20 protein-coding genes are annotated in these 23931 nt (G+C 68.9%); 13 read left to right on the top strand and 7 right to left on the bottom strand.

Translation table 11 applies throughout. The annotated features are described in order from the left end of the window. Nucleotides 1-25 precede the first annotated feature (25 nt). Together AC0QU1_RS15825 and AC0QU1_RS15820 are read right to left on the bottom strand one after the other, a co-directional pair. A complete protein-coding gene (locus AC0QU1_RS15825) occupies nt 26-1018 on the bottom strand; it encodes an ABC transporter substrate-binding protein (RefSeq protein WP_483570587.1) in 993 nt (330 codons plus the stop codon). Nucleotides 1019-1052: 34 nt separating this feature from the next. Further along, nucleotides 1053-2918 (bottom strand): SIP domain-containing protein, encoded by a 1866-nt coding sequence (locus AC0QU1_RS15820; protein ID WP_483570586.1) that lies wholly within the window; start codon nt 2916-2918, stop codon nt 1053-1055. 255 nt (nt 2919-3173) lie between these two features. On the opposite strand from AC0QU1_RS15820, the gene AC0QU1_RS15815 reads away from it, so the two are divergent. Further along, nucleotides 3174-4661, top strand: coding sequence for a helix-turn-helix domain-containing protein (locus AC0QU1_RS15815; RefSeq protein ID WP_483616229.1), 1488 nt, complete (start codon nt 3174-3176; stop codon nt 4659-4661). A 356-nt stretch (nt 4662-5017) separates the two neighbouring features. On the opposite strand, the gene AC0QU1_RS15810 is transcribed toward AC0QU1_RS15815, so the two are convergent. Genes AC0QU1_RS15810 through AC0QU1_RS15795 form a run of 4 tightly spaced genes read right to left on the bottom strand, consistent with a single transcriptional unit; the run spans nt 5018 to nt 8415 of the window. Then, nucleotides 5018-5896, bottom strand: a complete 879-nt coding sequence (locus AC0QU1_RS15810) for a 3-keto-disaccharide hydrolase (RefSeq protein WP_483570583.1) — start codon at nt 5894-5896, stop codon at nt 5018-5020. After that, nucleotides 5889-6833, bottom strand: coding sequence for a TolB family protein (locus tag AC0QU1_RS15805; RefSeq protein ID WP_483570582.1), 945 nt, complete (start codon nt 6831-6833; stop codon nt 5889-5891). The genes AC0QU1_RS15810 and AC0QU1_RS15805 overlap by 8 nt, the downstream gene beginning before the upstream one ends. Next, nucleotides 6830-7384: a heme-degrading domain-containing protein gene (locus AC0QU1_RS15800; RefSeq protein ID WP_483570580.1), complete on the bottom strand. Its 555-nt coding sequence runs from the start codon at nt 7382-7384 to the stop codon at nt 6830-6832. The genes AC0QU1_RS15805 and AC0QU1_RS15800 overlap by 4 nt, the downstream gene beginning before the upstream one ends. Continuing rightward, entirely contained in the window at nt 7381-8415 is a 1035-nt protein-coding gene (locus tag AC0QU1_RS15795) for a Gfo/Idh/MocA family protein (RefSeq protein ID WP_483570578.1), read from the bottom strand. Before AC0QU1_RS15795 ends, AC0QU1_RS15800 begins: the two co-directional genes overlap by 4 nt. Before the next feature lie 141 nt (nt 8416-8556). Between AC0QU1_RS15795 and AC0QU1_RS15790 the strand changes: the two genes are divergently transcribed. Further along, entirely contained in the window at nt 8557-9822 is a 1266-nt protein-coding gene (locus tag AC0QU1_RS15790; protein ID WP_483570577.1) for an MFS transporter, read from the top strand. A gap of 45 nt (nt 9823-9867) precedes the next feature. Here the strand turns inward: AC0QU1_RS15790 and AC0QU1_RS15785 are convergent, their stop codons facing one another. After that, nucleotides 9868-10923 (bottom strand): LacI family DNA-binding transcriptional regulator, encoded by a 1056-nt coding sequence (locus tag AC0QU1_RS15785; RefSeq protein ID WP_483570576.1) that lies wholly within the window; start codon nt 10921-10923, stop codon nt 9868-9870. Between the two features lie 179 nt (nt 10924-11102). Here AC0QU1_RS15785 and AC0QU1_RS15780 point away from each other — a divergent pair, with 179 nt between their 5' ends. From AC0QU1_RS15780 to AC0QU1_RS15730, 11 genes are all read left to right on the top strand, one after another. After that, entirely contained in the window at nt 11103-12560 is a 1458-nt protein-coding gene (locus tag AC0QU1_RS15780) for a GH32 C-terminal domain-containing protein (RefSeq protein ID WP_483570574.1), read from the top strand. Between the two features lie 37 nt (nt 12561-12597). After that, nucleotides 12598-13935, top strand: coding sequence for an ABC transporter substrate-binding protein (locus AC0QU1_RS15775; RefSeq protein WP_483570573.1), 1338 nt, complete (start codon nt 12598-12600; stop codon nt 13933-13935). A gap of 57 nt (nt 13936-13992) precedes the next feature. Next, the gene (locus AC0QU1_RS15770; protein ID WP_483570571.1) at nt 13993-14874 is read left to right on the top strand and encodes a carbohydrate ABC transporter permease; all 882 of its coding nucleotides are present in this window, start codon (nt 13993-13995) and stop codon (nt 14872-14874) included. Then, nucleotides 14871-15758 carry a carbohydrate ABC transporter permease gene (locus tag AC0QU1_RS15765; protein WP_483570570.1) on the top strand — a complete coding sequence of 296 codons (888 nt, stop codon included), beginning with the start codon at nt 14871-14873 and terminating at the stop codon, nt 15756-15758. Before AC0QU1_RS15770 ends, AC0QU1_RS15765 begins: the two co-directional genes overlap by 4 nt. Before the next feature lie 62 nt (nt 15759-15820). After that, nucleotides 15821-16882, top strand: a complete 1062-nt coding sequence (locus tag AC0QU1_RS15760) for a LacI family DNA-binding transcriptional regulator (RefSeq protein WP_483570568.1) — start codon at nt 15821-15823, stop codon at nt 16880-16882. A gap of 33 nt (nt 16883-16915) precedes the next feature. Then, entirely contained in the window at nt 16916-18007 is a 1092-nt protein-coding gene (locus tag AC0QU1_RS15755; protein ID WP_483570567.1) for a glycoside hydrolase family 172 protein, read from the top strand. Between the two features lie 188 nt (nt 18008-18195). Continuing rightward, complete coding sequence (locus AC0QU1_RS15750) at nt 18196-19530, top strand: ABC transporter substrate-binding protein (protein ID WP_483570566.1); 1335 nt, start codon at nt 18196-18198, stop codon at nt 19528-19530. Between the two features lie 84 nt (nt 19531-19614). Continuing rightward, entirely contained in the window at nt 19615-20502 is an 888-nt protein-coding gene (locus AC0QU1_RS15745) for a carbohydrate ABC transporter permease (protein WP_483570565.1), read from the top strand. Next, complete coding sequence (locus tag AC0QU1_RS15740; RefSeq protein ID WP_483570564.1) at nt 20499-21338, top strand: carbohydrate ABC transporter permease; 840 nt, start codon at nt 20499-20501, stop codon at nt 21336-21338. The genes AC0QU1_RS15745 and AC0QU1_RS15740 overlap by 4 nt, the downstream gene beginning before the upstream one ends. 39 nt (nt 21339-21377) lie before the next feature. After that, the gene (locus AC0QU1_RS15735) at nt 21378-22709 is read left to right on the top strand and encodes a NosD domain-containing protein (RefSeq protein ID WP_483570563.1); all 1332 of its coding nucleotides are present in this window, start codon (nt 21378-21380) and stop codon (nt 22707-22709) included. A gap of 125 nt (nt 22710-22834) precedes the next feature. Further along, nucleotides 22835-23896: a LacI family DNA-binding transcriptional regulator gene (locus AC0QU1_RS15730; protein WP_483570562.1), complete on the top strand. Its 1062-nt coding sequence runs from the start codon at nt 22835-22837 to the stop codon at nt 23894-23896. Nucleotides 23897-23931: the final 35 nt, after the last annotated feature.

Below are 23931 nucleotides of genomic sequence, written 5' to 3'. Positions count from 1 at the left end.
GGACCTTGCCGCAGGTCGAGGGCTGTCACTCCTTGGTGGGGAGGGTCGCCAGTGCGCTGTCGAGCGAGTCCAAGTACTGCAGGACAGGCCTGTAGGCGTTGTTGCCGGGGCAGAAGAGTCCGAGCGCGCGGCCCGTCCTCACGGCAGGTAGCGCCTTCCAGGTGTTGGTTTCGACCACGGGCGCGAAGGGCTCGGTCGGGTGGCCCTCGGCGTCGACGGGGTAGGTGATCACGTCGTACTTGGACAGCTCCGCGATCTGCTCGAACGGCAAGGACGTCCAGCCCAAGGGGTCTTCGCCGTCGGCCGCCTTGGGGAAGTCCATGCCGATGTCGTCCTGGGCGATCTCGACGCAACCGAAGTCCGCGATGGAGAACGTCCCGGGGTCGGAGTTCGGCCAGCGGTCGACGTTGACGAACGATGTGTTGTCGATGGTCTCGCGGTACTTCTCTTGGATCTCGGCAAGGTGCTCCTCGAACTCCGCCTTCTGCTGGCTCAGAGCGTCTGTCACGTTGCCGGCCTCGGCGAGTCCGTCGGCGAGGGCTTTCCACTCGGTGTCGAGCCCCCAGAAGGCCGTCGGAGCGATCGATTCCAGCTGCTTCTCGATCTGCTCGAACTCGCTGTCGGGGAGCTGGGCCAGAATAAGGTCCGGCTCCAGGCTGGCGAGCTTCTCCATGTCGACCCGGTCACCGCTGGAGCCGAGGTTCGTGGCTGCCTCGTAGGTTGTTTTCTGTTCTTGGGGAATGAGGCCAAGTTCGGAGGCACTCACCTCGGTGACGCCCACTGGATCGCCACCCATATCGATGAGCGGAAGAGTTGTGTTGCCGATCGTGACGATTCGCTGCGGGTCGGCGGGAATCTCGATCGTGCCGTTGTCGGCCTTGACGCTGCGGGTCTCGGCAGTCTTGTCGCCGGTGTTGTCGCTGTCGTTCTCGTTGCCGCAAGCGGTGAGGACGAGTGCAGTACTCACCACGGCGGCGGTCAGGGCGGCAGCGCGTCGTCTCGGAGGGGTCATGGTCATGGGCGTTCTCTTCTTCTTGGTTCGGGGGAGGGTGTCAATGGGAATCGAGGCGTGCTAGTTCGTAGACGGTGGTGTCCCAGCCGACGGTGTGCGTCGCGTTGCGAACGAGTCCGGCTCGGGTGATGACGGCGTCTAGCTCGGCAGCAGTGCGCAGGCCGGAGCCGTGACCGGTCAGGGCGATCAGGTCCGCTTCGCCGTCGTGCTCGTCCAGGTCGTCGACGTCGAAGAGCTGCTCGATCAGGAGCACCCGGCCGTCGGGGAGCAAGTTCTCTGACGCTCGGCGAAGGGCGTGGACGGCGTCGGCGTCGGGCAGGGCCTTGAGCGCGCGGCTGATAAACACCGTGTCCGCCGCGGGGCTGGGCTCGAAGATCGACTGCTCGACCACCGTGACCCGGGCTCGCTGCTGGTCGTCGGGGATGGTGGCGGGCAGGTCGCGACGCAGCCAGTCCGCTTGTGCCGGTAGCGCGCAGATCGTGATCCGCAGGTCGGGATGGGCGGCGACGAACTCGCGGGCCTGGGCGCCGGCGCCACCGGAGTGGATCACCAGGTGCTGGGTTCCGGCGAGCAGATCGGACTTGGCGATCGGCTCCGCCAGCGCGGGCTGGAACCTTGCCAGGCGCTCCAGGTAGCGGTCCTCGTAGTCCTGTTCGGCGCGCACGTCGGCAAAGGTCTGCCCCGTGACCGAGGAGTAGGAGGGCCGGCCGGTGCGGATCGACTCGGTGAGCCCGTAGATGCCGAGCATCTCGCGGCCCGCCACCCCGGCCGGGTGCAGAGCGTCCGCGACGAACTCGACGGTCAGCACCTCGCCCACCGGCGTCAGGCCGTAGTGGCCCGGTTTCGTCTCGGTCAAGATGTCAACGGTGTGCAGGTAGCGCAGCAGCTTGCCCAGCGCCCGCTCGTCGCTCTCGGTCCTGCCGGCCAGGTCCGTGACCCCGGTGACGCCACGAGAGATCAGGTCGGGGACGCCCAGCCCGACGGCGGTGCGGATCGCGATCGGACGGATCAGCTCCGTCAGGTCATGGAGCTTCTCGAACGGGGTGACCGACTTCTCGGGGTCGGGCACCGCTTCGTCGGTTGCCAGGGTGACAACCTCGCCTCGCCGCCAGTACCCGGTGAACTCGATGTCCTCCTTCGGCACTCCCCGGTCCTCGACCAGATGGCGGCGCAGGTCTCGCACGGCGGTGTGCTCGCCGGCGAGCCATGCGAACGGTCGACCGTCCCACCAAGGGCCGTTCCTGACCGCGTCCCGGAGGAGGGTGGTCGTGCCCGCCTCGTCGCCGTCGCGCACCACCCAGGTGACCTCGACATGTGGCAGCGACCGTAGTTTCAGCCGGTGGGATTCCTCGGCGACTTCGACGAATACCTTTGCCCGTGCATCGTCGGGCAGTTCGTCGAGCAGGCGGGCGATGGCCGGGACGGCGGTGTCGTCACCGGCGACCAGAAGCCAGTCCGCGTCGTGCGGGAGCGCGCGCGATGCGCCCGGGCCGTAGAGGTGGATGCGATCGCCGGGCTGGGCACGGTATGCCCAGGTGGTGCCGACGCCGATGCCGTGCCTGACGAAATCGACGTCCAGCTCGCCTGTCGCGGGGTCCCAGCGGCGCACGGTATAGACCTTCGAGAGGGGCCTCGGATCCTTCGGCAGGTCCACGCCCCTCTCCTTCTGCACCGGAAGCACCGGCTCGGCTTGGCCGGGGTAGCGGAACACCAGACGGATGCTGTCGTCGAATCCGGGGGAGTCGAACGCCGGCTGTGGTAGGCCGTTCGTCGAGGTGAACGCGCGCAGTTGCGCACCGGACAGGGTCACGCGCCGCATTCCTGGCGTCAGGTCTACCACCCGAACGACCTCGACATCCCGCAGGGTCAGTGGGTGCACGGTGAACTGGCGGGAGGTCTTGGGCATGCTGAGGGCAGCCCCTTTCTGCTCGTTCGAGGGTGTAGAGCCACGCGCCACCTTCGGCAAGAGGGCCACTGCTAAGGTTAGGCAACCCTCACTTCGATTGGTGTGCGCAAACTGCCGCCTGGTTAGGATGTGGTGCAGTTGTCCTCGTTCTCCGCCGGCCCGAGCGACCCGCCGCCGATTCCGGCAGCACGGGCCGATTCGACAGGACATCCTCGTCGCCCGCTGCTGATCTGGGTCCGCACTGGCACAGCGCACGTGCACATCGATGACGCTGTGGCTTTCCACCTCACCGCCGGGGAAGGTGTCTGGATTCCCGAGGACGGGTGGAAGCACCGCGCGATCGTCACCGAGCCGGGCACTGTCGCCTTCCCGCTGTGGCCCCATCGCGGTGCCGTGTCGTTGTCGGAACCGACGCGGTTCGAGGTCCCCGACGGCTGGCAGGACTGGCTGATCCAGCACTTCAACCTTCAGGTCACGCCGCTGAGCGGCCGCGGATACTCCCAGGATGCGATCACCGACCTTTTGTGCCGTCCCGGCTCGCGCCCGTCGGCACCCGCGCGAAGCGGGAACGCTGCGCCCTCGGCGTTGCTCACGCCGCCCACGCTGCCGAAAGCCCATGGAGCCAGAGTGGTGGCCGAGGAGTTGATCCGTGACCCTGCGCTGGACCTCACCGTCCAGCAATGGGCGACCCGGGTGCTTTCCAGTCCACGCACGCTGCGCCGCGGCTTCCGTTCCGACACCGGGCTCACGTTCGAGCAATGGCGGCTGCACTGTCGACTGACCGCGGCCGTCGAGTTCTTGGCGGCGGGGTATGACGTCGACCACGTCGCCGCGCGGGTGGGCTTCGCCAGCCGCAACGGCTTCACCCGCGCGTTTAGGCAGCAGTTCGGGCTGACTCCGTACGAGTTCGGTCGGGAGCTGTCCATCCGCCCCGGCACGGGTGGCTCCGGCACTGGTGACCTAACGGGGAGAGTCACCGCGGCGCGTCAGGCCGCCGACCTGGCGCGCATGGTGCGGAGCGGCGACGACCCCACCGCGCCGGACATGCTGCCCGCTGCCCGCACGCCACCGCACACCAACGATATGCATGTGCTCAGCTGGATGTATCGCGGCAGCGGCTACCTGGACATCGGCGATCACCGTTACGAGCGGGAACGTGGTGTCGCGACATGGATTCCGGCCGGTGTGGAGCACGTCACCGGTCTCCGTGAGAACTCCATCTCGCTGCCACTCGGCAATGCCGGCACCGGTGACCCTCGGCTGACCGAGCCGCTGCAGGTGCGGTTCTCGCCCGCGTGGGACGACTACCTCATGTTCTGCTCCCTCAGTGCCCGCTCCATCCTGCGTCCGGATGCCTATGATCCCCGGCACATTCTCGATCTGTTTTCCGAACAGGTCGCCGCGCAGCGAGCTTTACCGGTGCCGATGCCCACCGACCCGCGTGCGCGTGTGGCCGCGGTGGCTTATCTGCACCGCATCGGCGCGTCCGGCGGATCGCGTGTGTTCGACGTCCCCGCCGAGGTCCACCGGACCTTCCGCGACGAGACGGACATGACGTTCGCTCGCTGGCGCTACGCTGCCCGTATGGGCATCGCCCGCGATCTGCTCGCCGGCGGCGCGAGACCCACCACCGTCGCCCGCCGGGTCGGGTACGCCCACCTTTCGACGTTCAGCGCCGCCTTCACCCGCTTCCACGGACTCTCACCACGCGAATACCAGGAGCGCGAGACCGATAACGCCTGACCGACGGCTCACACGTCAGCTACGGATCACCCATCACGCGACCTTCCACACGATCGGCACCAAGGGTGCGGCCGGTGCACGGAGCGCGCCTGATCCCGGAGACGGTCCGTCCCGAGCCCTTCCCCGAGCCCGGGACATCCCGCTCCCAAGATCGCCAAGGGCAGGGGTCTGCTCGTGTTCACTCAGCCGGCACGGGGCTCGGAGCTCGTCGGGCACCTCGATCTCGCCATCGATCTCGTCGGACGGCGGGCATGAGAACGTGACCTGGTCGTCCCGACCCACGGTACAACTAGCCCAGCACCTTACCTGGAGCTCACCGACCTCCCAGCGCCTCGCGGAGCTCGCCGGGCTCGTGCTCACCTCCACTTACGCATCGGCCTAGCTGTCTCCTTGATGCGGATGTTCCGCCACCGGCACGCGGCACCGTTGCCCCAGCGGGCCTCGCCGAACATCGCGTCGTTGTCGTGCACCTCGAGTGCGATGTGCCCGCGCGTCCCGAGGAGTCCTAGAACTGCGTCGGGGTCGTAGTCGGGGGAGTCGAGGGTCGCCGTGTCGAGCTCGGCGATCTTGAGGCCGTTGACCCAGGTGGTGATCACGGGGAGGGCGCCGACGACCCGGACCCGGATCTCGTTCCAGTCGGCCCAGCGCCAGACCTGGAGGAAGTCGGCGATGTCGGCCGCGTGGCTGAGGCGCCCGATTTTCTCCGGGGTGACGGGTTCGGCGCTGGTGGTGGCGTCGTCGGCCTGGAGGCCGACGACGGTGCCGTCCGCGTCACGGAGGGACCGCACGGCGAACGGTACGGCGGAGAAGCTGGCCAGCCCGTTGCCGAAGAACCCGCCGATGCCGCCGGACTCGCGATGGTCGAGCAGCACCTGGAAGCCCTCCCAGCTCTCGCGGCGGCGGCGCACCATGATCCCGGTGTCGGCGGGCCAGTCGGGCCTGGCCTCCAGGGCGAGCTCGAAGTCGCCGAATGCGCGGTCGCTCACCAGGTAGCCGCCGTAGCCGGGGGTCCCCTGGCGCCCGACGACGGCGCCGTCCTCGACCGTCCAGACGGCGGGGTGCCGCTCCGGCTCGACGGGAGGCGTCATCCCGCGTTCCGCGAGCACGTCGTGGACGTGCGGGCCGCCAGGGTAGAGGGTCCCGTAGACGCGCGGCGCGGGGTGCCAGCCGTCGAGCGTGGAGCCGTCGAACAGCGGGACGTAGCCGGCGTCGTCGAAGGTGTCGAGGTCAGGCATCGGCCTCCGCTCCTTCGTCGGCCGCTGCTGCCCCGCCCTGGGCCGCGTCGACGGGGTAGTCGACGAACGCGAACGCCGATCCGTCCGGCGACCAGCTCGGCACGTTGATGGTGCCCTGCCCGCCGTCGAGGGCGACGAGCGTCGTCGGGCGCTGCCAGTCGTCGACGGAGACGAGGCGGAGCTCCACGGGCCGGTCCGCAGGGTGCCCGGTCGTGCCGGGCGGGTAGCTGAGATAAACGACGACGTCGCCGGTCGGTGCCACGTGCGGGAACCAGTTGACCCGCTCGTCGAAGGTGAGCTGCTCCAGCCGGGACCCGTCAGGCCGGACGCGGGCGAGCTGCGCGTGGCCGGGCTTGTCGGAGAACTGCTCGGTGTTGAAGACGATCCACTCGCCGTCAGGCGTCCACTCACACCCGTCGGCGGGGCCAGGGTCGGTCGTGACCGCGATGTCGTCGGAGCCGTCGATGCGGACGGTGTGGATCGTGGCCGACGCCCACCAGTTGTCGCCCTCCGGCTCCAGCCGGATGTAACCGAGCAGCGTGCCGCCGGGGCTGACGCCGTGCAGGAAGTGCATCCCGCCGTCGTCCTCGGTCACCCGGTGTGCCGCGCCGCCGGCCAGTGGGACCGCCCAGATGTGCCAGTCGTTGGCGGACGCGAAGACCGTGCGGCCGTCGGGGGACAGGACGTGGTCGTTGTTGACGTCGGGCAGCCCGTCGGCCGCGATGGCCGTCGGCGCCGCAGACCCGTCGGCGGGCAGGGTCCACAGGAGCCCGTCGGCGTTGACGACCAGGCGGCCGTCCGCGGTCCAGTTCGGCGCCTCGTAGAGCCATTCGCGGGACTCGTGCACGTCACGGACGGTTCCCGTGGCGCGATCCCAGACCCGGATACGCGCACGTTGCCCGCTCCGCAGCGTACGAGCCGGGATCTCCTTGGTCATCGGGTCGCTCCTTCGGCACGGCGTTCGGCGAGGTGGGCGCGTAGCCCTTCGACGATGAGGTCGTGGTCCTCCTGGGAGGACAGGCCCGAGGCGGTGGCGGCGGCCACGACGCCGACGCCGCGAACCCGGATCGGGAACGAGCCGCCGGTCACGGCGTAGTCCGGGCCGAGCCACCCGACGGCGGCGGGGTCGACGCCGGCCGCCGTCAGCCTGGCGTCGACAAGGGCGCTGCTGTTCTCCATCCGCAGCACGACCGCGGCCTTGCGGGCGATCCACGTGTCCTGGTCGGGGGTGATGCCGGGCAGGGCGGCGCGGAACAGGACCAATCCGGGGCGCCGGATGTCGATGCCCACGGCGTGGCCGGCGTCCTGCGCGATCGCTGTGATGCGCGAGCCGAGGCGCCATGCGTCCGCGTGGTCGAACGAGTCGAGGACGAGGTCCCGCTCCTGGCGCTCCAGCTCGGTGATGACGTCGGTCATGGCGGTCCTCTCTTCGGCGGCGGTGGCGGTGTCGGGGGCGGCGCGGTCGGCGGCCTGGGTGGCGGTCGTCATGACGCGGCGATCTGGGCGCGTGCCCGGTCGATGGTGGCGAGGATCGACACCGTCTCGTCCAGCGGGTGCACGGGGGACTCGGTGCGGCCCTCCTCGACGAACCGCGCCAGGGCGGTGGCCTCCCACGAGAGCCCGTCGAACAGCTTCAGGTCGGTCGGGTCGTCCCAGGTGAGGGTGGGTCCGAAGTGATCGGTGCCCGACAGCGTGAACGACGTCGGTATGTAGAAGCTGCCGGCGATGGCGATCGTCGCCTCGGAGCCGGCGATCGCGGCCGTCGTCGGCGTGCGGGCCAAGATCGAGGAGTGCAGCGTCGCCTGGGCGCCCCCGTAGTGGCTGAGCACGAGGGTCGAGTACGCGTCCACGCCCGTCTCGGTCATGCCGCCGACGGCGGTCACGCGCTCCGGGGCGCCGAGCACCATCGAGGCGAGCTGTACCGGGTAGACGCCCAGGTCCAGCAGGGCCCCGCCACCGAGCTCGGGCCGGTACAGACGGTGCTCCGGATCGGGGGTGATCGCCTGCCCGTGGTCGGCGAGCACCGTCCGGATCTCGCCGAGCACGCCGTCGGCGAGCAGCCTGCGGATCACCGACGCCTGCGGCAGGTAGCGGCTCCACATCGCCTCCATCAGGAGCACGCCGGCCGACCGCGCCGCGTCGGCCAGCTTCAGCGCCTCAGTGGCGTTCAGGGCGATCGGCTTCTCGATCAGCACGTGCTTGCCCGCCGCGATCGCCGCCAGCCCGACCGAGAGGTGCTCGCTCTGCGGGGTCGCGACGTAGACGACCTCGACCCGCGGGTGAGCTACGAGCTGTTCGACGGAGTCGAGCGCGAGCTCGATGCCGTGCTCGGCGGCGAACGCCGCTGCCCGCTCCGCCGAGCGCGAGGAGACCGCGACGATCCGCTGCTCGGTGTGGGCGTGGACGGCCTTCGCGAACTCGCCGGCGATCCAGCCGGGGCCGACGACGCCCCACCGCAGCGCGGGCTCCCCGGTGCTGGGGAGGTAGAGCTCGGGCTCGGGGAGGTGCGAGGGAAGCATGTGGCACTCCAGATCGACGTCGTTGTGGAAACCAGTTAGCACGAGCTAAGGTGAGCTCGACGCACAGGTTAGCACGAGACAAATCGAGTCACCGTTGACCCGGTTCCTGCGCGCCGCGTACAACGACTCAAGGAGGCGTCGATGTCGACGAGACTGCCTGCACCCCCGTCCCACGGCCCCGTGCCGACCCGCCCGGTCCGCAACGGCTACCTCGCCGCGCTGGGGCTCGCCCAGTTCGGCGTCTTCGTCGCGATCCTGTCGCCGGTGTTCGTCAGCATGCAGCTCAAGGCGCAGGAGCTGAGCCCGGACGACCCCGCATCGGTGATCGGCACCGTGCTGCCCATCGGGGCTATCGGCGCGCTCGTCGGCAACCCGGTCTTCGGGGCGCTCAGCGACGCCACACGGAGCCGCTGGGGACGGCGCAAGCCCTGGCTCCTCGGCGGCATCGTGGCGCTCCTGGGCGGCCTGGCCTGGGTGGCGGCGAGCCCGGACGTGCCGATGCTGACCATCGCCTGGCTGGTCTGCCAGCTCGCGTCCAACGCCGTCTCGGCCTCGCTGATCGCGAGCTTCGCCGACAACGTACCCGAGGCCCAGCGGGGACGCGCGTCGAGCATCTTCGCGCTCGCGCAGAACGTGTCGATCCTCGCCGGCACCTACGGCGCGGTGCTGCTCGTGGAGAACCTGCCGGCCCTGTTCGTCATCCCTGGCCTCGTCGGCGTGGTCAGCATCGTCGTCTACGTGCTCGTCGCCCCGGACCAGGTCCCGGACATCCCGCCGCGGCGGTTCTCCCTTGCGGGGATCATCGGAACCTTCTGGACCAACCCGGTCCGGCACCGCGACTTCGGCCTCGCGTGGTGGTCACGCTTCCTGATCATCCTCGCCTCGATGCTGTTCACGACCTACCGGCTGCTCTACATGCAAGACCACCTCGGCCTGCCGGCGGAGGATGCCGTCCCCGCAGTCGCCAACGGCGTGCTCTTCTACACGATCGCGCTCATGGTCGGCACCGCCGTCTCTGGCTGGCTCTCGGACCGGCTGCACCGCCGCAAGGTCTTCGTCGGCGGCTCGACCCTCGTGTTCGGTGTGGGCCTGGTGATGCTCGCCTTCGCCGACACCATCGGAGGCTTCTACCTCGCCGAGGTGGTCATGGGCCTGGCATTCGGCATCTACACCGCCGTCGACACAGCGCTCGTGGTCGACGTCCTGCCCGACCCGGACAAGCCCGGCAAGGACCTCGGCGTCATCAACACCGCCAACTCCCTGCCGCAGTCCCTCGCCCCCGCGCTGGGGCTGATGCTGCTCGGGCTGGGCGGCGGCGCCGACAACTATCCGGCCCTGCTGTGGGGCGCAGGGATCGTGGCTGCCGTCGGCGCCGTGGTCGTCATCCCCATCCGCGGGGTGCGCTGAGGGGCCGGGGACCTCGCGGGCCGGGCCGTGGCGACCGATCGGTCCTCACGGCTCGGTGCGCGCCGGTCCCGTCGAATCGCGGACGACGAGCCGCGTCGGCGTCGCGACGACGCGCCGGGGCCCGTCGTCGCCCTCGAGGCGGGCGAGCACCGCGTCGAGCGTCGCCTCGACGGTCGCCTCGACGTCCTGATGGACCGTCGTCAGCCGGTGGTAGGACAGCGACGCCACGTAGCTGTCATCGAAGCCGACGACGGAGACGTCCTCGGGCACCCGGACACCGGACCTGGCGAACACCGCCAGCACGCCAACGGCGCACTGGTCGCCGCAACACACCACCGCTGTCGGACGCCGGTCGCGGGCCACGAGCTGTCGGGCGGCGGCGGCTCCGTCCTCCTCGGAGAACCCGCTGGCGAGCACGTCGATCCGGCTCTCCAGGCCGGCCCCGGTCATCGCGGCGCGGTAGGCGGCCGCGCGGTCCCGGCTCAGCGTGGCGTCGAGCTCACCGACGTACACGATGTCGCGGTGCCCCAGCTCCACGAGGTGCTCGACCGCCAGGCGCAGGCCCGCGATCTCGTCGACGTGCACGTTGTCCACGCAAGGATCCTGTACCCATTCGCCGAGCCAGACGACGGGCAGGAGCTCGCTCACGTCCGCCAGGTTGCTCGACCTCGGGTCGGGGTTGAAGGCGACCAGCGCCTCCACGCGTTCCTCCATGAGCTGGGCGACCACAGCGTCCGTCGGCCGCTCGACGGTGGTCGGCTCCAGTGCCAGCCCGAACCCCTTCTCCGCGGCCCGGACGAACAGCCGCTCCATGAACCGCACCTGGAACGGGTGGCGCATCTCGAACGTCGCTCCGATCAGCCGGGTGCGGTTCTGGCGCAGCAGCCGCGCCGACGCGTTCGGCCGGTACCCGAGCTGGCGCGCGGCCTCGAGGATCCGTTCCCGCGACTCCTCACTAGGCCCCGGGACGCCTCGCATCACCAGCGACACGAGCTGACGGGACACGCCCACGTGGTCGGCGATGTCCTTCATGGTCGGCAGCCGGCCGGGCGCCTTCTCCCCGGTCACATCCTGGGCGCTGCTGCTCGCCTTCGTCGCCATGGCGCCAGTCTTGCACGTGCTAAGCGAAGCGGTGTGCACCGATGTCATCCGGTCATGGCTCGTGGAAGGCGCCCGGGCGATACTCCGGAGCCCTGCTGATCAAACGCTTGAACACTGGTCGCTGTTGACGTATGGTCGGGGTGTTCAAGCGTTTAAACAGCGAGTAGCCGGAGTGGCCAGTGTCGTCTTCCGTGTTCTTCCAGCCGTCGGACGGGTGGGTCGGTGACGTGATCCCGTTCCATCACGACGGTCAGTTCTGGTTGTTCTACCTGCGCGAACAGCGCGGCGACCCGAAGCCGGGGACCGCGTGGAGCCTGGTCACCACGAAGGACTTCGTCGAGTTCGACGACCGGGGCGTGGCGCTGCCGCATGGCGGTCCGGACGAGGCCGATTTCAACGCGTACACCGGGTCGGTCGTCCAGGACGGCGAGCGGTTCCACCTGTTCTACACGGGGCACAACCCGCGCCGGCTCGGTCCGGACGGGGTGACACCGCTCCAGGTGGTCATGCACGCCACCAGTGACGACGAGATGACGACCTGGACCAAGCACCCGCAGTGGACCTTCGGCGCACCTGACGGGTACGAGCCGGGGGACTGGCGTGACCCGTTCGTGTTCCGGGTGTCCGAGGACCAGCCCTGGCGCATGCTCCTGGCCGCCCGGCACACCGACGGTCCTGCGCGGCGCCGTGGCGTGGTCGCGCAGTTGCTCTCGGACGACCTGGTGACCTGGCGGGCGACCGAACCCTTCTGGGACCCGCGCCGGTACGTCACTCACGAGTGCCCGGACGTGTTCCAGATCGGCGACTGGTGGTACCTGGTGTACTCCGAGTTCTCCGAAGGCTTCGTCACCCGCTACCGGATGTCCACCTCGCCGGACGGGCCCTGGCTGGTGCCCGACAAGGACACCGTCGACGGGCGCGCGTTCTACGCCGCCAAGAGCGTCGAGCGCGACGGGCGCCGCTTCTTCTGCGGGTGGATCGCGACCAAGGACGGGTCCGCCGACGACGGCGCGTACCAGTGGGCCGGCAGCATGTCGGTCCTGGAGTGCCGCCAGAACCCCGACGGCACCCTCGGCTTCGCGATCCCCGCCGAGGTGCTCGACCGTTTCACCGAACAGGTCTCCGCGACGGACGTCGGTCGGCCCAACCCGTTGGCGGCTGCGGGGACCCGTGAGGGTCTGCGCCTGGACGCACTCCCGGACGGGTACGCCGCCGCGGTCGACGGCACGCCGCTTCCCGGCTCCTTCGCGGCCACGGTCACCGTGGACATCACGGAGGGCACGCGTGAGTGCGGGCTGCTCATCCGTGCGAGCGCCGACGGGGACGAGGCCTACGTCCTGCGGCTGGAGCCGCAGCGCTCACGCCTCGTGCTCGACCGGTGGCCACGCAGGACCACCGGCGACATGCAGTGGCAGATCTCCGGCGACGTTCCGTTCGCCCTGGAGCTGGAACGCCCCTGCGACCTGCGACCGGGACGGCACGTGATCGACCTCGTCGTGGACGGATCCGTCCTCGTCGCGAACGTCGACCGCGAGGTCGCACTCAGCGCACGCATCTACGACCGGAGCGAGGGCGGCTTCGGACTGTTCGCGGGGGAGGGGGCGGCGACGTTCTCGAACCTGACCATCACCACCTGAGCCCAGCAAGTCACCATCACACAGAAGTGGAAGACCGATGAAGCGATTCCATACCGTGCTCGCCGCGGCCGCCGTGCTAGCGAGCCTGCTCAGCGCGTGCTCCTCCGCGCCGACCGGCACCGACCCCGGCGACGTCGACCCGGACGGCGAGATCACCCCTCGACCGATCTCGTGGCTGCTGTCACGACCCGCGGACGGGGCGACCATCTCCATCATCAAGGAGCTCGCGGACGAGTACGCTCAGGACCACCCCGGGTTCTCCCTGGAGCTCATCACCACACCCGACCGGCCCTCCTACATCCAGAAGTACGAGACCCTCGCCGCGGCCAACAAGCTGCCCGAGCTGTTCGACACGGACGCCACCCCGTTCGCGCAGAAGCTCGCCGACCGCGGTCAGATGATCGACGCCGAGGCCCTCCTGAAGGACCTCGGCCTGTACGACAGCTACCGCGAGAACGCGCTGAACTACCAGCGGTTCGACGACGGGTCGCTCCACATGATCCCGTTCGAGTTCCAGCTCGAGTTCTTCTGGTACAACAAGGCCCTGTTCGACGAGGCGGGGGTGAAGGTCCCCGCGACGCTGGACGACATCCCGCGCATGTGCACCGACCTCCGTGAGGCGGGCATCACGCCGATCGCGCTGGACGGCCAGGACCAGTGGCCGCTGGAGCGGTACATCGCCTACTACCCGTTCCGCCTGGCAGGGCCCGAGTACATCCAGGACCTCAAGACGGCGAAGGCCTCGCTCGGCGACGACATCGGCCAGAGGACCGTCGACTGGCTCACCGCGCTGGCGGACGCCGGCTGCTTCGACGACGGCTTCTCCTCGACCGGTTACGCGGACGCGCAGGCGCTGTTCACCTCCGGGCAGGCGGCGATGTACAACATCGGCACGTGGGAGCTGGCCAACCTCGCCACCGACAAGCTCGACGCGTCGGTGCGTGACGACGTCGACTTCTTCACGCTCCCGACGGTGGACGACGCCGTGACCGCGGACAACGAGTACGTCGTCAGCTCGGGTATCGGCATGGCCGTCAATGCCAGGACGTACGACCCGCTGGTGCGCGACTTCCTGAAGTTCACGCTGACCGAGTACCCGGCCCGGTACGCCGCCACTGGCGCACTGTCACCCACGACCGACGTCTCCACGACGATCCCGGACGACGCCACCCCGCTGTACCAGAAGGCGCTGGACGCCGCCGACGATCTTGGGACGAACCTGGCGATGCCCTGGGACACCCAGCTCGACCCGACCTCGAACAGCCGCCTGCAGCAGGAGCTGGTCCTGCTGCTGCAGGGCAACACCACGCCGCAGGAGTTCACCGAGACGGTCGACTCGACCGTCAAGCAGAACGCCCCGGCCTCCGACGGCTGACCTCTCGATCCCAAGGGGCGGGACCCGAAGAAGGATCCCGCCCCGGAAAGCCACAGCATGCTTCCCCACCGATCACGCATCGCCGTGCTGGTCTTCCTCGTGCCACCGCTGCTCGTCTACGGGGTCGCGGTCCTGTTCCCGATCCTGCAGTCACTTTTCCTGAGCTTCTTCCACTGGGACGGGATCAGCGACATGCAGTTCGCCGGCCTGGACAACTACACGCGCATGTTCGCCGGCGACGACGTCTTCTGGACGGTGTTCCGCAACAGCCTCGTCTACCTCGTCATCTGCCTGGTGCTCCAGCTCGGCGGCGCGCTCCTGGTCGCCAACCTGCTCACCGCACTGAACCGCGGCCGCGAGCTGGTCAAGACCCTCTACCTGCTGCCGGCGGTTATCTCGACCGTCGCGATCTCGTTCCTGTTCCAGCGGATCTACTCCGAGAACCCGGAAGGACTGCTCAACCAGATCCTGGACGGTCTGGGCCTGCACGACCTGTCTCGGCCCTGGCTCTCGGACGTCAACACGGCCCTGGCCGCGGTGTCGGTGCCGGAGGGCTGGCGGTTCATGGGTCTGTACATGGTCATCCTGTACGCCGCCCTCATCGCCGTCCCGCAGGAGCTGGAGGAGGCCGCGAAGCTGGACGGCGCCTCCCGGTGGACGATCTTCACGAAGATCCGGTTTCCGTTCATCCGGCCGGTCTGGATCACGACCGTCGTCATGGCGGCGACCTACACGCTGCGCGGGTTCGACATCCCGTTCCTGCTGACCAACGGCGGCCCGGGCCAGTCGTCCGAGCTGCTGACCACCTACATGTACAAGACCGCGTTCACCGGCACCGACTACGGCTACGCCAGCGCGATCGCCGTGTTCATCGTCGTGGAGTGCCTCGTGGCCGTCGCCCTGATCTACGGCCTGTCCCGAAGGAAGGCAGACGCATGACCGCGCTCGCCGCCCCGCCCACCACGCCGCCCCGCACCCTGGTGCGTCGACACAAGAAGGTCCACCCGTACCGCATCGCGACGGCCGTGATCGTCACGGCCGTCGTGATCGTGCAGGTCTACCCCCTGGTGTGGCTGTTCCTGACCAGCCTGCGCACCGAGAACGACTTCGTCACCGGCAACCCGTTCGCGCTGCCCAGCACCATCACCTTCGACAACTACGAGCGCGCATTCGGCGTCGGCAACCTCGGACTGAACATCGTCAACAGCCTGATCGTGACCCTCGGCGCCAGCGCCGTCATCGTCGTGTTCGGGATGATGGCGGCCTACGCCCTGCAGGTGCTCGGGTTCCGGGGCAGCAGGGTCGTGCGGGGCATCTTCATGCTGGGCATCATCGTGCCCGTGCAGATCGCGCTGGTGCCGCTGTTCATCGACTACGCCTCCATCGGGCTGCTGGACACCCACCTGTCGATGATCATCCCGCTGGCCGGGTTCGCGTTCCCGCTGTCGGTCTACCTGTTCAGCTCGTTCTTCGAGTACATCCCCCGCGAGACCTACGAGGCCGCCAGCCTGGACGGCGCCGGGCCGTACCGGATCTTCTGGACCATCACGCTGCCGCTGTCTACGAACACGATCGTCACGGTCGTGCTGGTCAACAGCATCTTCATCTGGAACGACTTCATCTTCGGCAACACGTTCGTCCTCAGCGACGGACTGAAGACCATCCCGCTCGGCCTGCAGAACTACATCGGCGCGATGGGTAACGTCGACTGGACCGCGACGTTCGCCGCGGTGTGTGTCACGATCACGCCGCTGCTGCTGGTGTTCCTCGTCCTGAACCGCGCCATGATCTACGGCATCGAGGCCGGGGCGAACAAGGGATGACAGGGCGGCACAGCGAGACTTCTTCCGAGGACAGTTCTTCCGAGCGGAGCGACGGACAAGCGATGACCGAACCGAGCGACACGTCCCCCCGGCCGAGCCCGGCCAAGCCCGCTGTCGTGACCATGCGGGACGTCGCCGAACGCGCCGGGGTGTCCGTCGCCACCGTCTCGCTGGTCATCAACAACAAGAAGCGCGACCGGATCGGTGAGCAGACCCGCGTGCGTGTGCTCGATGCGGTCGCCGAGCTGGGGTACCGGCCCAACGCGGCCGCCAAGAGCCTGGTCAGCGGGCAGTCCCGGTTCATCGGCATGGTCGCCGACGCCATCGCCACCCGCCCGTTCGCCGGCCAGATCCTGCGTGGCGCCCAGGAGGAGGCCTGGCGCCGCGGTTACGTCCTGCTGGTCGCCGACACCGACCTGGTGCCGGGGGCGACCGAGGACGCGATCCGAATGATGATCGACCACCAGGCGGTCGGCGTCCTGTTCTCGACCTGGTACCACCGTCAGGTCCAGGCGCCGCCGCTGCTGGCCGCGCTGCCGAGCGTCTTCGTGAACTGCTACTCACCCGCCCCCGGGGCGACCTCGATCGTGCCCGACGAGGTGCAGGGCGGCCGGCTGGCGACCGAGCTCCTTCTGGACAGGGGGCACCGGCGGATCGCCTTCATCAACTCCACCGAGGAGGCCCCGTCCACCACGGGCCGGCTCACCGGCTACCAGGCCGCGCTCACGGCGCACGGCGTTCCCTTCGACGACGGTCTCGTCATCCCGATCTACCCGGACGACGTCGGTGGCTTCCAGGAGGCCGGGTACCTCGCCGGGCGCAAGCTCCTGGACGGCGAAGACAGGCCCAGCGCCGTGTTCTGCTACAACGACCGTGCCGCCATGGGCCTGTACGACGCCGCCAAGGAGCTCGGGCTCTCCATCCCCGGCGACCTGGCCGTGGTCGGCTTCGACGACCAAGAGGTCATCGCCGCCCACCTGCGCCCCAAGCTCACCACCATCGCCCTGCCGCACTACGAGATCGGCGTCCGGGGCGTGCGGGCCCTGCTGGCGAAGATCGAGGCCGATGCTCCCGGGCATCTCGAGACGGTTGAATGCCCCGCCGTCATGCGCGCCTCCGCCTGAGGTGGCGACAACACTCTTTCGGAAAGGCCAGTCATGTCAGAACTACCCGCCTATCTGCGCGCCTCCACGGTACGCAGCCGCGCCATCACCGCCGAGAACCCCACCGGAGCCAAAGGCTCCGGAGGCGCGGCGGCCTCGGTCCTGGGCCCCGGACGCAAGGGACGCGCCTACCTGCCCCTGCCTGCCGGCGAGATCCTGACCTTGGCCGACATCACGGGGCCAGGCGTCATCCGACACATCTGGATCACCGTGCCCGACACGACCCCGGCCGGGCCGTTCGTACTGCGCGACCTCGTGCTGCGCGCCTACTGGGACGGCGAGACGAGGCCGTCGATCGAGGTCCCGCTCGGCGACTTCTTCCTCAACGGGTTCGCCACCCGCACGACCCTGCAGTCACTGCCGATCGTCGTGGCACCCACCGGCGGCATGAACAGCTACCTGGTCATGCCGTTCCGACGCGGCGCGCGCCTGACCCTGGAGAGCCAGCACCCCGGCGACATCGAAGCCGTCTTCTTCCAGATCGACTACACCGAGGGCGACGACCTCGCCCCGGACGTCGGCTACCTGCACGCGCAATGGCGACGCACCCTCCCGCCGCACAAGGGCACCGACCACGTCATCGTGGACGGCATCCAAGGCGCCGGCACCTACATCGGGACCTACGTCGCCCTCACCGCACTGGGCAGGTTCTGGTGGGGCGAGGGCGAGGTGAAGTTCTACGTCGACGGCGACCACGACCTGCCCACCATTTGCGGCACCGGCCTGGAGGACTACGCCGGCGGCGCCTGGGCCTTCCAGGACGAGCTCACCAACGAGCGCGAACCCGAGGTGCACACCTTCAGCGCCCCCTACTTCGGCTACCCGCACCGCGGCACCCACGACACGACCCGGCGCGCGCCCTACGCCACCTCGATGCCCACCACCCACGGCCTGTACCGGTGGCACCTGCCCGACCCGATCCGCTTCGCCCAGGACCTTCGCGTCACCCTGCAGCAGATCGGTCACGACGGCACCGACCTGTTCGAACGCGCCGACGACATCTGCACCACGGCCTACTGGTACCAGAACACACCGCACGCGCCGTACCCCGAGCTGCCGGCCGTGCAGGACCGGCGACCGCTCTAGGACGGCGTCCGAACCGCCGTCGGCGCACCCTGCGCCGACGTGCCCGCATGAAGACCACTGCGCCGGTCGACGCCTCCAGCACGGGCAGACAACCCTTGACAGCACCGAAACTGAGCCAGTACTTTCAGCCAAATCGGTTGGGCAGAACGATTTGGCAAGCCCGACGACCATGACGAAGGAGTCAGGCAATGATGACGCCACAGAACAAGATGCAGCGGCACACGCACAGGGTGGCCCGCAGGACGATCCCGGGCCTGGCGCTCGGCCTCGTCCTCGGACTGAGTGCGTGCGGCGCCGGAGGAACGAGCCAGGAACCGTCGGCCGGGGGTGATGGCCTCACCATCCTGGCCGAGGGGGGAGGGAAGGCCGAGCTCGAACCGGTCGCCCAGGCCTTCGAGGAAGAGACCGGGACGAAGGTGACGTTCGTCGAGCTGCCCTATGAGGGCCTGTACGACCGCGTCTCCAGCGAGATGTCGTCGGGGAACGTGAGCTTCGACGTGGCGGCGCTGGACTCGATCTGGCTGGACGCGTTCGCCCCCGGCCTGTCACCGCTGGACGACCTGTTCACCCCTCAGGTGCAGGACGACCTGTTCCCCTCCCTGGTGCAGGAGGCGCAGGTCGAGGACCGGTTCGTCGGGATGCCGGCGTGGACCAACGCCGAGGTGCTGCTCTACCGCCAGGACCTGTTCTCCGACCCGGCGCAGCAGGAGGCCTTCCAGGAGGAGCACGGCTACGAGCTGGCTCCGCCCACGACCTGGGACGAGTACCTGGACATCGCCGCCTTCTTCACCCAGGACACCGACGACGACGGCGCCGCCGACCTGTACGGGACCGACGTCAAGGGCGCGGTCGAGACCGAGTGGCTGGCGCTCGTGCTGCAGGCAGGTGCCCAGAACGTGGTGCTCGACGACGAAGGCAACGTCATCATCGACGACGCCGACCACAAGCGTGCCCTGGACGCCTACGTCGCGCCCCTGAAGGCCGGCTCCGCCCCGGAAGGTGCCTCGCAGGTCGACTGGGCCGAGGCGCAGAACCTGTTCTACCAGGGGCGAACCGCGATGACCCGGTTCTGGGCCCACGCCTACGCCCAGGTGCCCGAGGACTCCCCGGTCGCAGGAAACGTGGGCGTCACGACGATGCCTGCGGGCCCCGGAGGAGCGGCAGCCGTCCCCGGCGCCTGGTACCTGTCCGTGCCCACCGCGACCGACAAGCAGGACCTGGCCAAGGAGTTCGTCCAGTTCGCCTTCGACCACAACGAGCTGGGGATCGACACCTCGTTGGGGCTCGCGGCCACGGTCCCGGCACTAAAATCGGGCGCGCAGCAGGACGGCAAGGAACACCTCACCGCACTGATCGAGGCACTCGACGCGCCGGGCACGGCTCCGCGACCGGCAACCGAGCAATGGCAGGAGATCGTCGACAGCGTCCTGGTCCCGATGCTGCAGGAGGCCACGACGGACGGCGCGGACACCCAGGCTCTGCTCGACCAGGCCAAGTCCCAGATCGAGGACATCGTCGGCTGAGACCCGGCCGGCTCGGCGGCGCTGCCGCGCGCCGCCGAGCCAGCGGCTCTCACCGTCCGACCCCTGTTCACGAAAGGTCTCGCCGTGCGACTCACAGATCGCCGCTACGCAGCACTGCTCATGGCGCCCGCTGCGCTCTTCCTCGCCGTCTTCGTAGCCTGGCCGCTGGTGCGGCTGGTCTTCGACAGCTTCTACGACATCTCGCCGATCGCCGGAGCGACACGGCACTTCATCGGGCTCGACAACTACGCCGAGATCCTGTCGAGCGCGACGTTCCGCGGCGCTGCGTGGCGCACGCTGGCCTACACCGCGATCGTCGTCACCTTCGAGTTCGTCCTAGGGTTCGCCGTCGCGCTGCTCTTCACCGCACTGGGCCAACGCTCGTCGGTCTTCCGCACGATCTTCCTGTACCCGTTGATGATCGCCCCGGTCGTGGCCGGTCTGCTGTGGCGCTTCCTGCTCATCGACAACTCCGGCATCGTCAACCAGCTGCTCTTCCGGGCAGGGCTCCTGGACTCGCCCTCCGACATCGGATGGCTGTCCGACCCCGGCATCGTGCTGTGGGCGGTCGCCATCCCCGACATCTGGCTGACCACCTCGTTCATGACGCTGGTCCTCTTCGCCGGCCTGCAGAACGTGCCGGGTGACCTGCTGGAGGCGGCCCGGCTCGACGGCGCACGATTCGGGACGCTCCTGACGCGGATCATCGTGCCCCTGCTGCGGCCGGTCATCGCCGTGGCGCTGATCGTGCGGGGTATAGACGCCGCCAAGGCGTTCGACATCATCCTGATCCAGACCGGTGGCGGTCCCCAGAACGCCTCGCAGACCCTCAGCCTGCTCGTCTACCAGACCATGGTGCGCTTCGGCGAACCGGGTCAGGCCAGCGCGATGGGCACCCTGTACCTGCTCGCCATGCTGCTGGTCGCCGGCATCGCGGTCTGGTTCATCTGGCGACCTGGAGCTCAGTCATGACCGGCCTGACCGCACGCCGTCCCGCCACCCGCCGCCTGCTGTGGGTCCTGCTCGCCGGCACCGTGGTGCTCTACGGCTTCCCGTTCGTCTACCTGCTGCTGACGTCGTTCAAGACCCCGTTCGAGACGCTGGCGGTCCCACCGCGCATCCTGCCGTCGCAGTGGACGATCGAGAACTACGTTTCCGCCCTGGACCGCACCGGTGTCGTGGCGTCGTTCATCAACAGCATCTCGACCGCCGCGATCAGCACACTGCTGTCCCTCGTCCTCGCGGTGCCCGCCGCGTACGGGATCACCAGGTTCCGCACCCGGGCCGGACGCCTGGTCAGCGTGGCCGCGCTGGTGACCCGCATGGTGCCGCCCGTGGCGGTCGGCGTGCCCCTGATGTCGATGCTCGCCGGCCTGCACCTGACCGACACCCCCACCGGCCTGGCGATCGCGCACACGACGATCTCCCTGCCGCTGTGCATCCTGCTCATGGCCAGCTTCTTCGAGGCCGTTCCCTTCGAGCTCGAAGAAGCCGCCAAGGTGGACGGCGCCGGACGTCTGCGGGCGCTGTGGAGCGTCGTCCTACCGATCGTCTCGGGCGGAGTCGCGGTCACCGCGATCTTTGCGTTCCTGGCCTCCTGGAACGAGTTCCTCTTCGCGATCCTCCTGACATCCGTCAGGGCCCAGACCACACCCATCGTCATCGCGAACTTCCAGACACAGTTCGGCCTGGACTGGGGCCCGATGACGGCGCTGGCGGCCCTGTACTCGGTCCCGGTCATCGTGCTGACCCTCATCCTCCAGCGGCACATCGTCGCAGGGCTCACGCTCGGCGCCGTCAAGGGCTGAGCAACGACAGCAGACAGCAGAAACACGAGGTCAAACATAGTGAGCAACTACTACGACGTCACACAGTGGCCCGCGGGGGATCCGTACGAGGACGTCGGCGCGGTGATCAATGCCATCATCGCCGACATCAAGAGCAGGCAGAAGAGTACTGACGAGGGCTCGGGCGGAAAGCCCGGCGCGGTGATCTACATCCCACCAGGGGACTACCACCTGCGCACACAGGTCGTCATCGACATCAGCTACCTCAGGATCGAGGGCTCCGGACACGGGTTCACGTCGTCCAGCATCCGGTTCAACGTGCCCGAGGCAGAGTGGGCGGACCTGCACGAGCTGTGGCCGGGAGGAAGCCGTGTGCTGGTCGACATACCCGCCGACGCCGGCGCCGAGGAGCCGGCGGGCGCCGCGTTCTACGTCGCGCGCGCCGGAGACCCTCGGATCAGCTCGGTCGAGTTCGCCAACTTCTGCATCGACGGCCTGCACTTCACCGCCGATGATGCCGGAGGGAACCCGGAGAACGGCTACGTCAACGGCAAGACCGGAATCTATGTCGCCAGCGCGAACGACTCGTTCCGCATCACCGGGATGGGCCTTGTCTACCTCGAGCACGGCCTGACGATCTACAATGCCGACGCGCTCTCGGTTCACGACAACTTCATCGCCGAGTGCGGGAGCTGTATCGAGCTGCGCGGCTGGGGGCAGGCGTCGAAGGTCACCGACAACCTGGTAGGGGCAGGCTACAAGGGCCACTCGATCATGGCGGAGAACCACGGCGGCCTGCTGATCACCGCGAACAACGTCTTTCCGCGGGGCGCGAGCAGCATCCATCTGGAGGGCGTCACACGTTCGAGCGTCACCAACAACCGCCTGCACTCCTTCTACCCCGGGATGGTCGTCCTGGCGGAGAGCTGCGCGGAGAACCTCGTGGCGTCGAACCATCTCCTGCGCGACCACGAGCCGTGGACGCCGTTCCTGGGGATCGACAACGGGCTCGACGACCTCCACGGGCTCCTGCGGATCAGCGGAAGCAACAACTCGGTCATCGCCAACCACTTCTCCGCGAACGTCGATGCACGGAGCGTCCGGCCGCCCGGCGCCGCGCCGGTCATCATCCGGCTCGTGGAGGGAGGCGGAAACTACGTCTCCAGCAACCACACGGTCGCGACGGACATCCGGCCGAGCTCGAGCGACTCGTCCTTCACGGCCCAGGTCGATGCCCTGCTGACGAAGGCCGCCGACCGGCTCGACGTCACGACCGTCCAGGTCGACGCCCGGTCGACGGGGAACACGATCCTGGACTCAGGCAGCGACTCCCAGGTCATCATGGACAAGGCCTCCAACGCGTTCCGCGCCACACCGACAGTGGGGGCGTAGCAGACGAGGTGCCGGCCTGCCACCGGCCGCCTGCCGGCCTCGGAGCGATGGGCCGGCGTCGTGCCGTAGATTCACCAGACACCACGAGCGACGGCGAGCAACACCAGAGGCGAGGAGCAGACGCGGTGAGCAAGAGAGTGCGGCTCAAGGACGTCGCGGCCGAGGCGGGCGTGTCGGTCACGACCGTCTCGCACGTGCTCAACCAGACGCCGCACACCCGCGTCAACGCGCAGACCCGGCAGCGCATCCTCGACGTGGTGGCCAGGATGGGCTACCGGCCCAACCGGATCGCGCGCAGCCTGCGGACACAGCGCTCGGGCATGATCGGCCTGCTGACCGAGGAGATCGCCACGACCCCGCACGCCGGGCGCATCATCCTCGGCGCACAGGAGATGGCGAGCAAGCACCATCTGACGCTCGCCATCATCAACTCCGCCCTGCAGGCGGACGCCGACGAACGGCGCGATGATGTCGTCGCACTGCTCGACCGTCAGGTCGATGGCATCATCTACGCCACCGTCTTCCACGACCTCGTCACGCCGCCGGAGGAGCTCCGCACGGTGCCGTCCGTTCTCATCGGCGCCCGTGACCGAGCCCACCGCGTCTCCTCCGTCGAGCCGGACGAACGCGGGGGCGCCTACGCAGCCGTCGAGGCGCTCATCGCAGCCGGCCACCGCAGGATCGCGCATGTCGCCAGCGCCGAGGACGTGCCTGCGAACCGGGGGCGGCAGGAAGGGTATCGAGCAGCGCTCCAGGCGCACGGTCTGGTCGTGGACGAGCGGCTGATCGCGGAGGGGGAGGGCGAGGCCGGTGGCGGGTTCCGAGCCGCCTCTCGCCTGCTCGACCGCCGTGAGCTGCCCACTGCGGTCTTCTGCTACAACGACCGGATGGCGATGGGGGTCTACCGGGCCATCGCCGACCGCGGGCTGCGCGTGCCGGAGGACGTCTCCGTGATCGGCTTCGACAACCAGGAGCCCATCGCCAGCGGACTCCACCCAGGGCTGACGACCGTGTCGCTGCCCCACTACGAGATGGGCGCCTGGGCGGTGGAACAGCTCGTTCGTCAGATCTCAGGAACCAGTGAGTACGTCGCCCACCGCCTGGACTGCCCGCTGGTCCACCGCACGTCGGTGACGGACGGACCAGAGCCTCCCGTGCACGATGTCCCGAGCGGCGTCAGCGGCTGACTTCGCACGGCGGTGAGCCGATCGGGTCCAGTCCG

The sequence above is a fragment of the Promicromonospora noduliphila genome (genome assembly GCF_056951025.1).
This window is presented reverse-complemented; position numbering and strand designations above follow the sequence as displayed.

What these genes read in the sequence shown, in the direction of transcription:
- AC0QU1_RS15795 (WP_483570578.1), bottom strand. Translation starts at nt 8,415, where the DNA reads ATGCTTCCCTCGCACCTCCCCGAGCCCGAGCTCTACCTCCCCAGCACC.
- AC0QU1_RS15770 (WP_483570571.1), top strand. Translation starts at nt 13,993, where the DNA reads ATGCTTCCCCACCGATCACGCATCGCCGTGCTGGTCTTCCTCGTGCCA.
- AC0QU1_RS15810 (WP_483570583.1), bottom strand. Translation starts at nt 5,896, where the DNA reads ATGCCTGACCTCGACACCTTCGACGACGCCGGCTACGTCCCGCTGTTC.
- AC0QU1_RS15775 (WP_483570573.1), top strand. Translation starts at nt 12,598, where the DNA reads ATGAAGCGATTCCATACCGTGCTCGCCGCGGCCGCCGTGCTAGCGAGC.
- AC0QU1_RS15765 (WP_483570570.1), top strand. Translation starts at nt 14,871, where the DNA reads ATGACCGCGCTCGCCGCCCCGCCCACCACGCCGCCCCGCACCCTGGTG.
- AC0QU1_RS15820 (WP_483570586.1), bottom strand. Translation starts at nt 2,918, where the DNA reads ATGCCCAAGACCTCCCGCCAGTTCACCGTGCACCCACTGACCCTGCGG.
- AC0QU1_RS15750 (WP_483570566.1), top strand. Translation starts at nt 18,196, where the DNA reads ATGATGACGCCACAGAACAAGATGCAGCGGCACACGCACAGGGTGGCC.
- AC0QU1_RS15800 (WP_483570580.1), bottom strand. Translation starts at nt 7,384, where the DNA reads ATGACGACCGCCACCCAGGCCGCCGACCGCGCCGCCCCCGACACCGCC.
- AC0QU1_RS15785 (WP_483570576.1), bottom strand. Translation starts at nt 10,923, where the DNA reads ATGGCGACGAAGGCGAGCAGCAGCGCCCAGGATGTGACCGGGGAGAAG.
- AC0QU1_RS15790 (WP_483570577.1), top strand. Translation starts at nt 8,557, where the DNA reads ATGTCGACGAGACTGCCTGCACCCCCGTCCCACGGCCCCGTGCCGACC.
- AC0QU1_RS15760 (WP_483570568.1), top strand. Translation starts at nt 15,821, where the DNA reads ATGACCGAACCGAGCGACACGTCCCCCCGGCCGAGCCCGGCCAAGCCC.
- AC0QU1_RS15805 (WP_483570582.1), bottom strand. Translation starts at nt 6,833, where the DNA reads ATGACCAAGGAGATCCCGGCTCGTACGCTGCGGAGCGGGCAACGTGCG.
- AC0QU1_RS15825 (WP_483570587.1), bottom strand. Translation starts at nt 1,018, where the DNA reads ATGACCATGACCCCTCCGAGACGACGCGCTGCCGCCCTGACCGCCGCC.
- AC0QU1_RS15755 (WP_483570567.1), top strand. Translation starts at nt 16,916, where the DNA reads ATGTCAGAACTACCCGCCTATCTGCGCGCCTCCACGGTACGCAGCCGC.
- AC0QU1_RS15740 (WP_483570564.1), top strand. Translation starts at nt 20,499, where the DNA reads ATGACCGGCCTGACCGCACGCCGTCCCGCCACCCGCCGCCTGCTGTGG.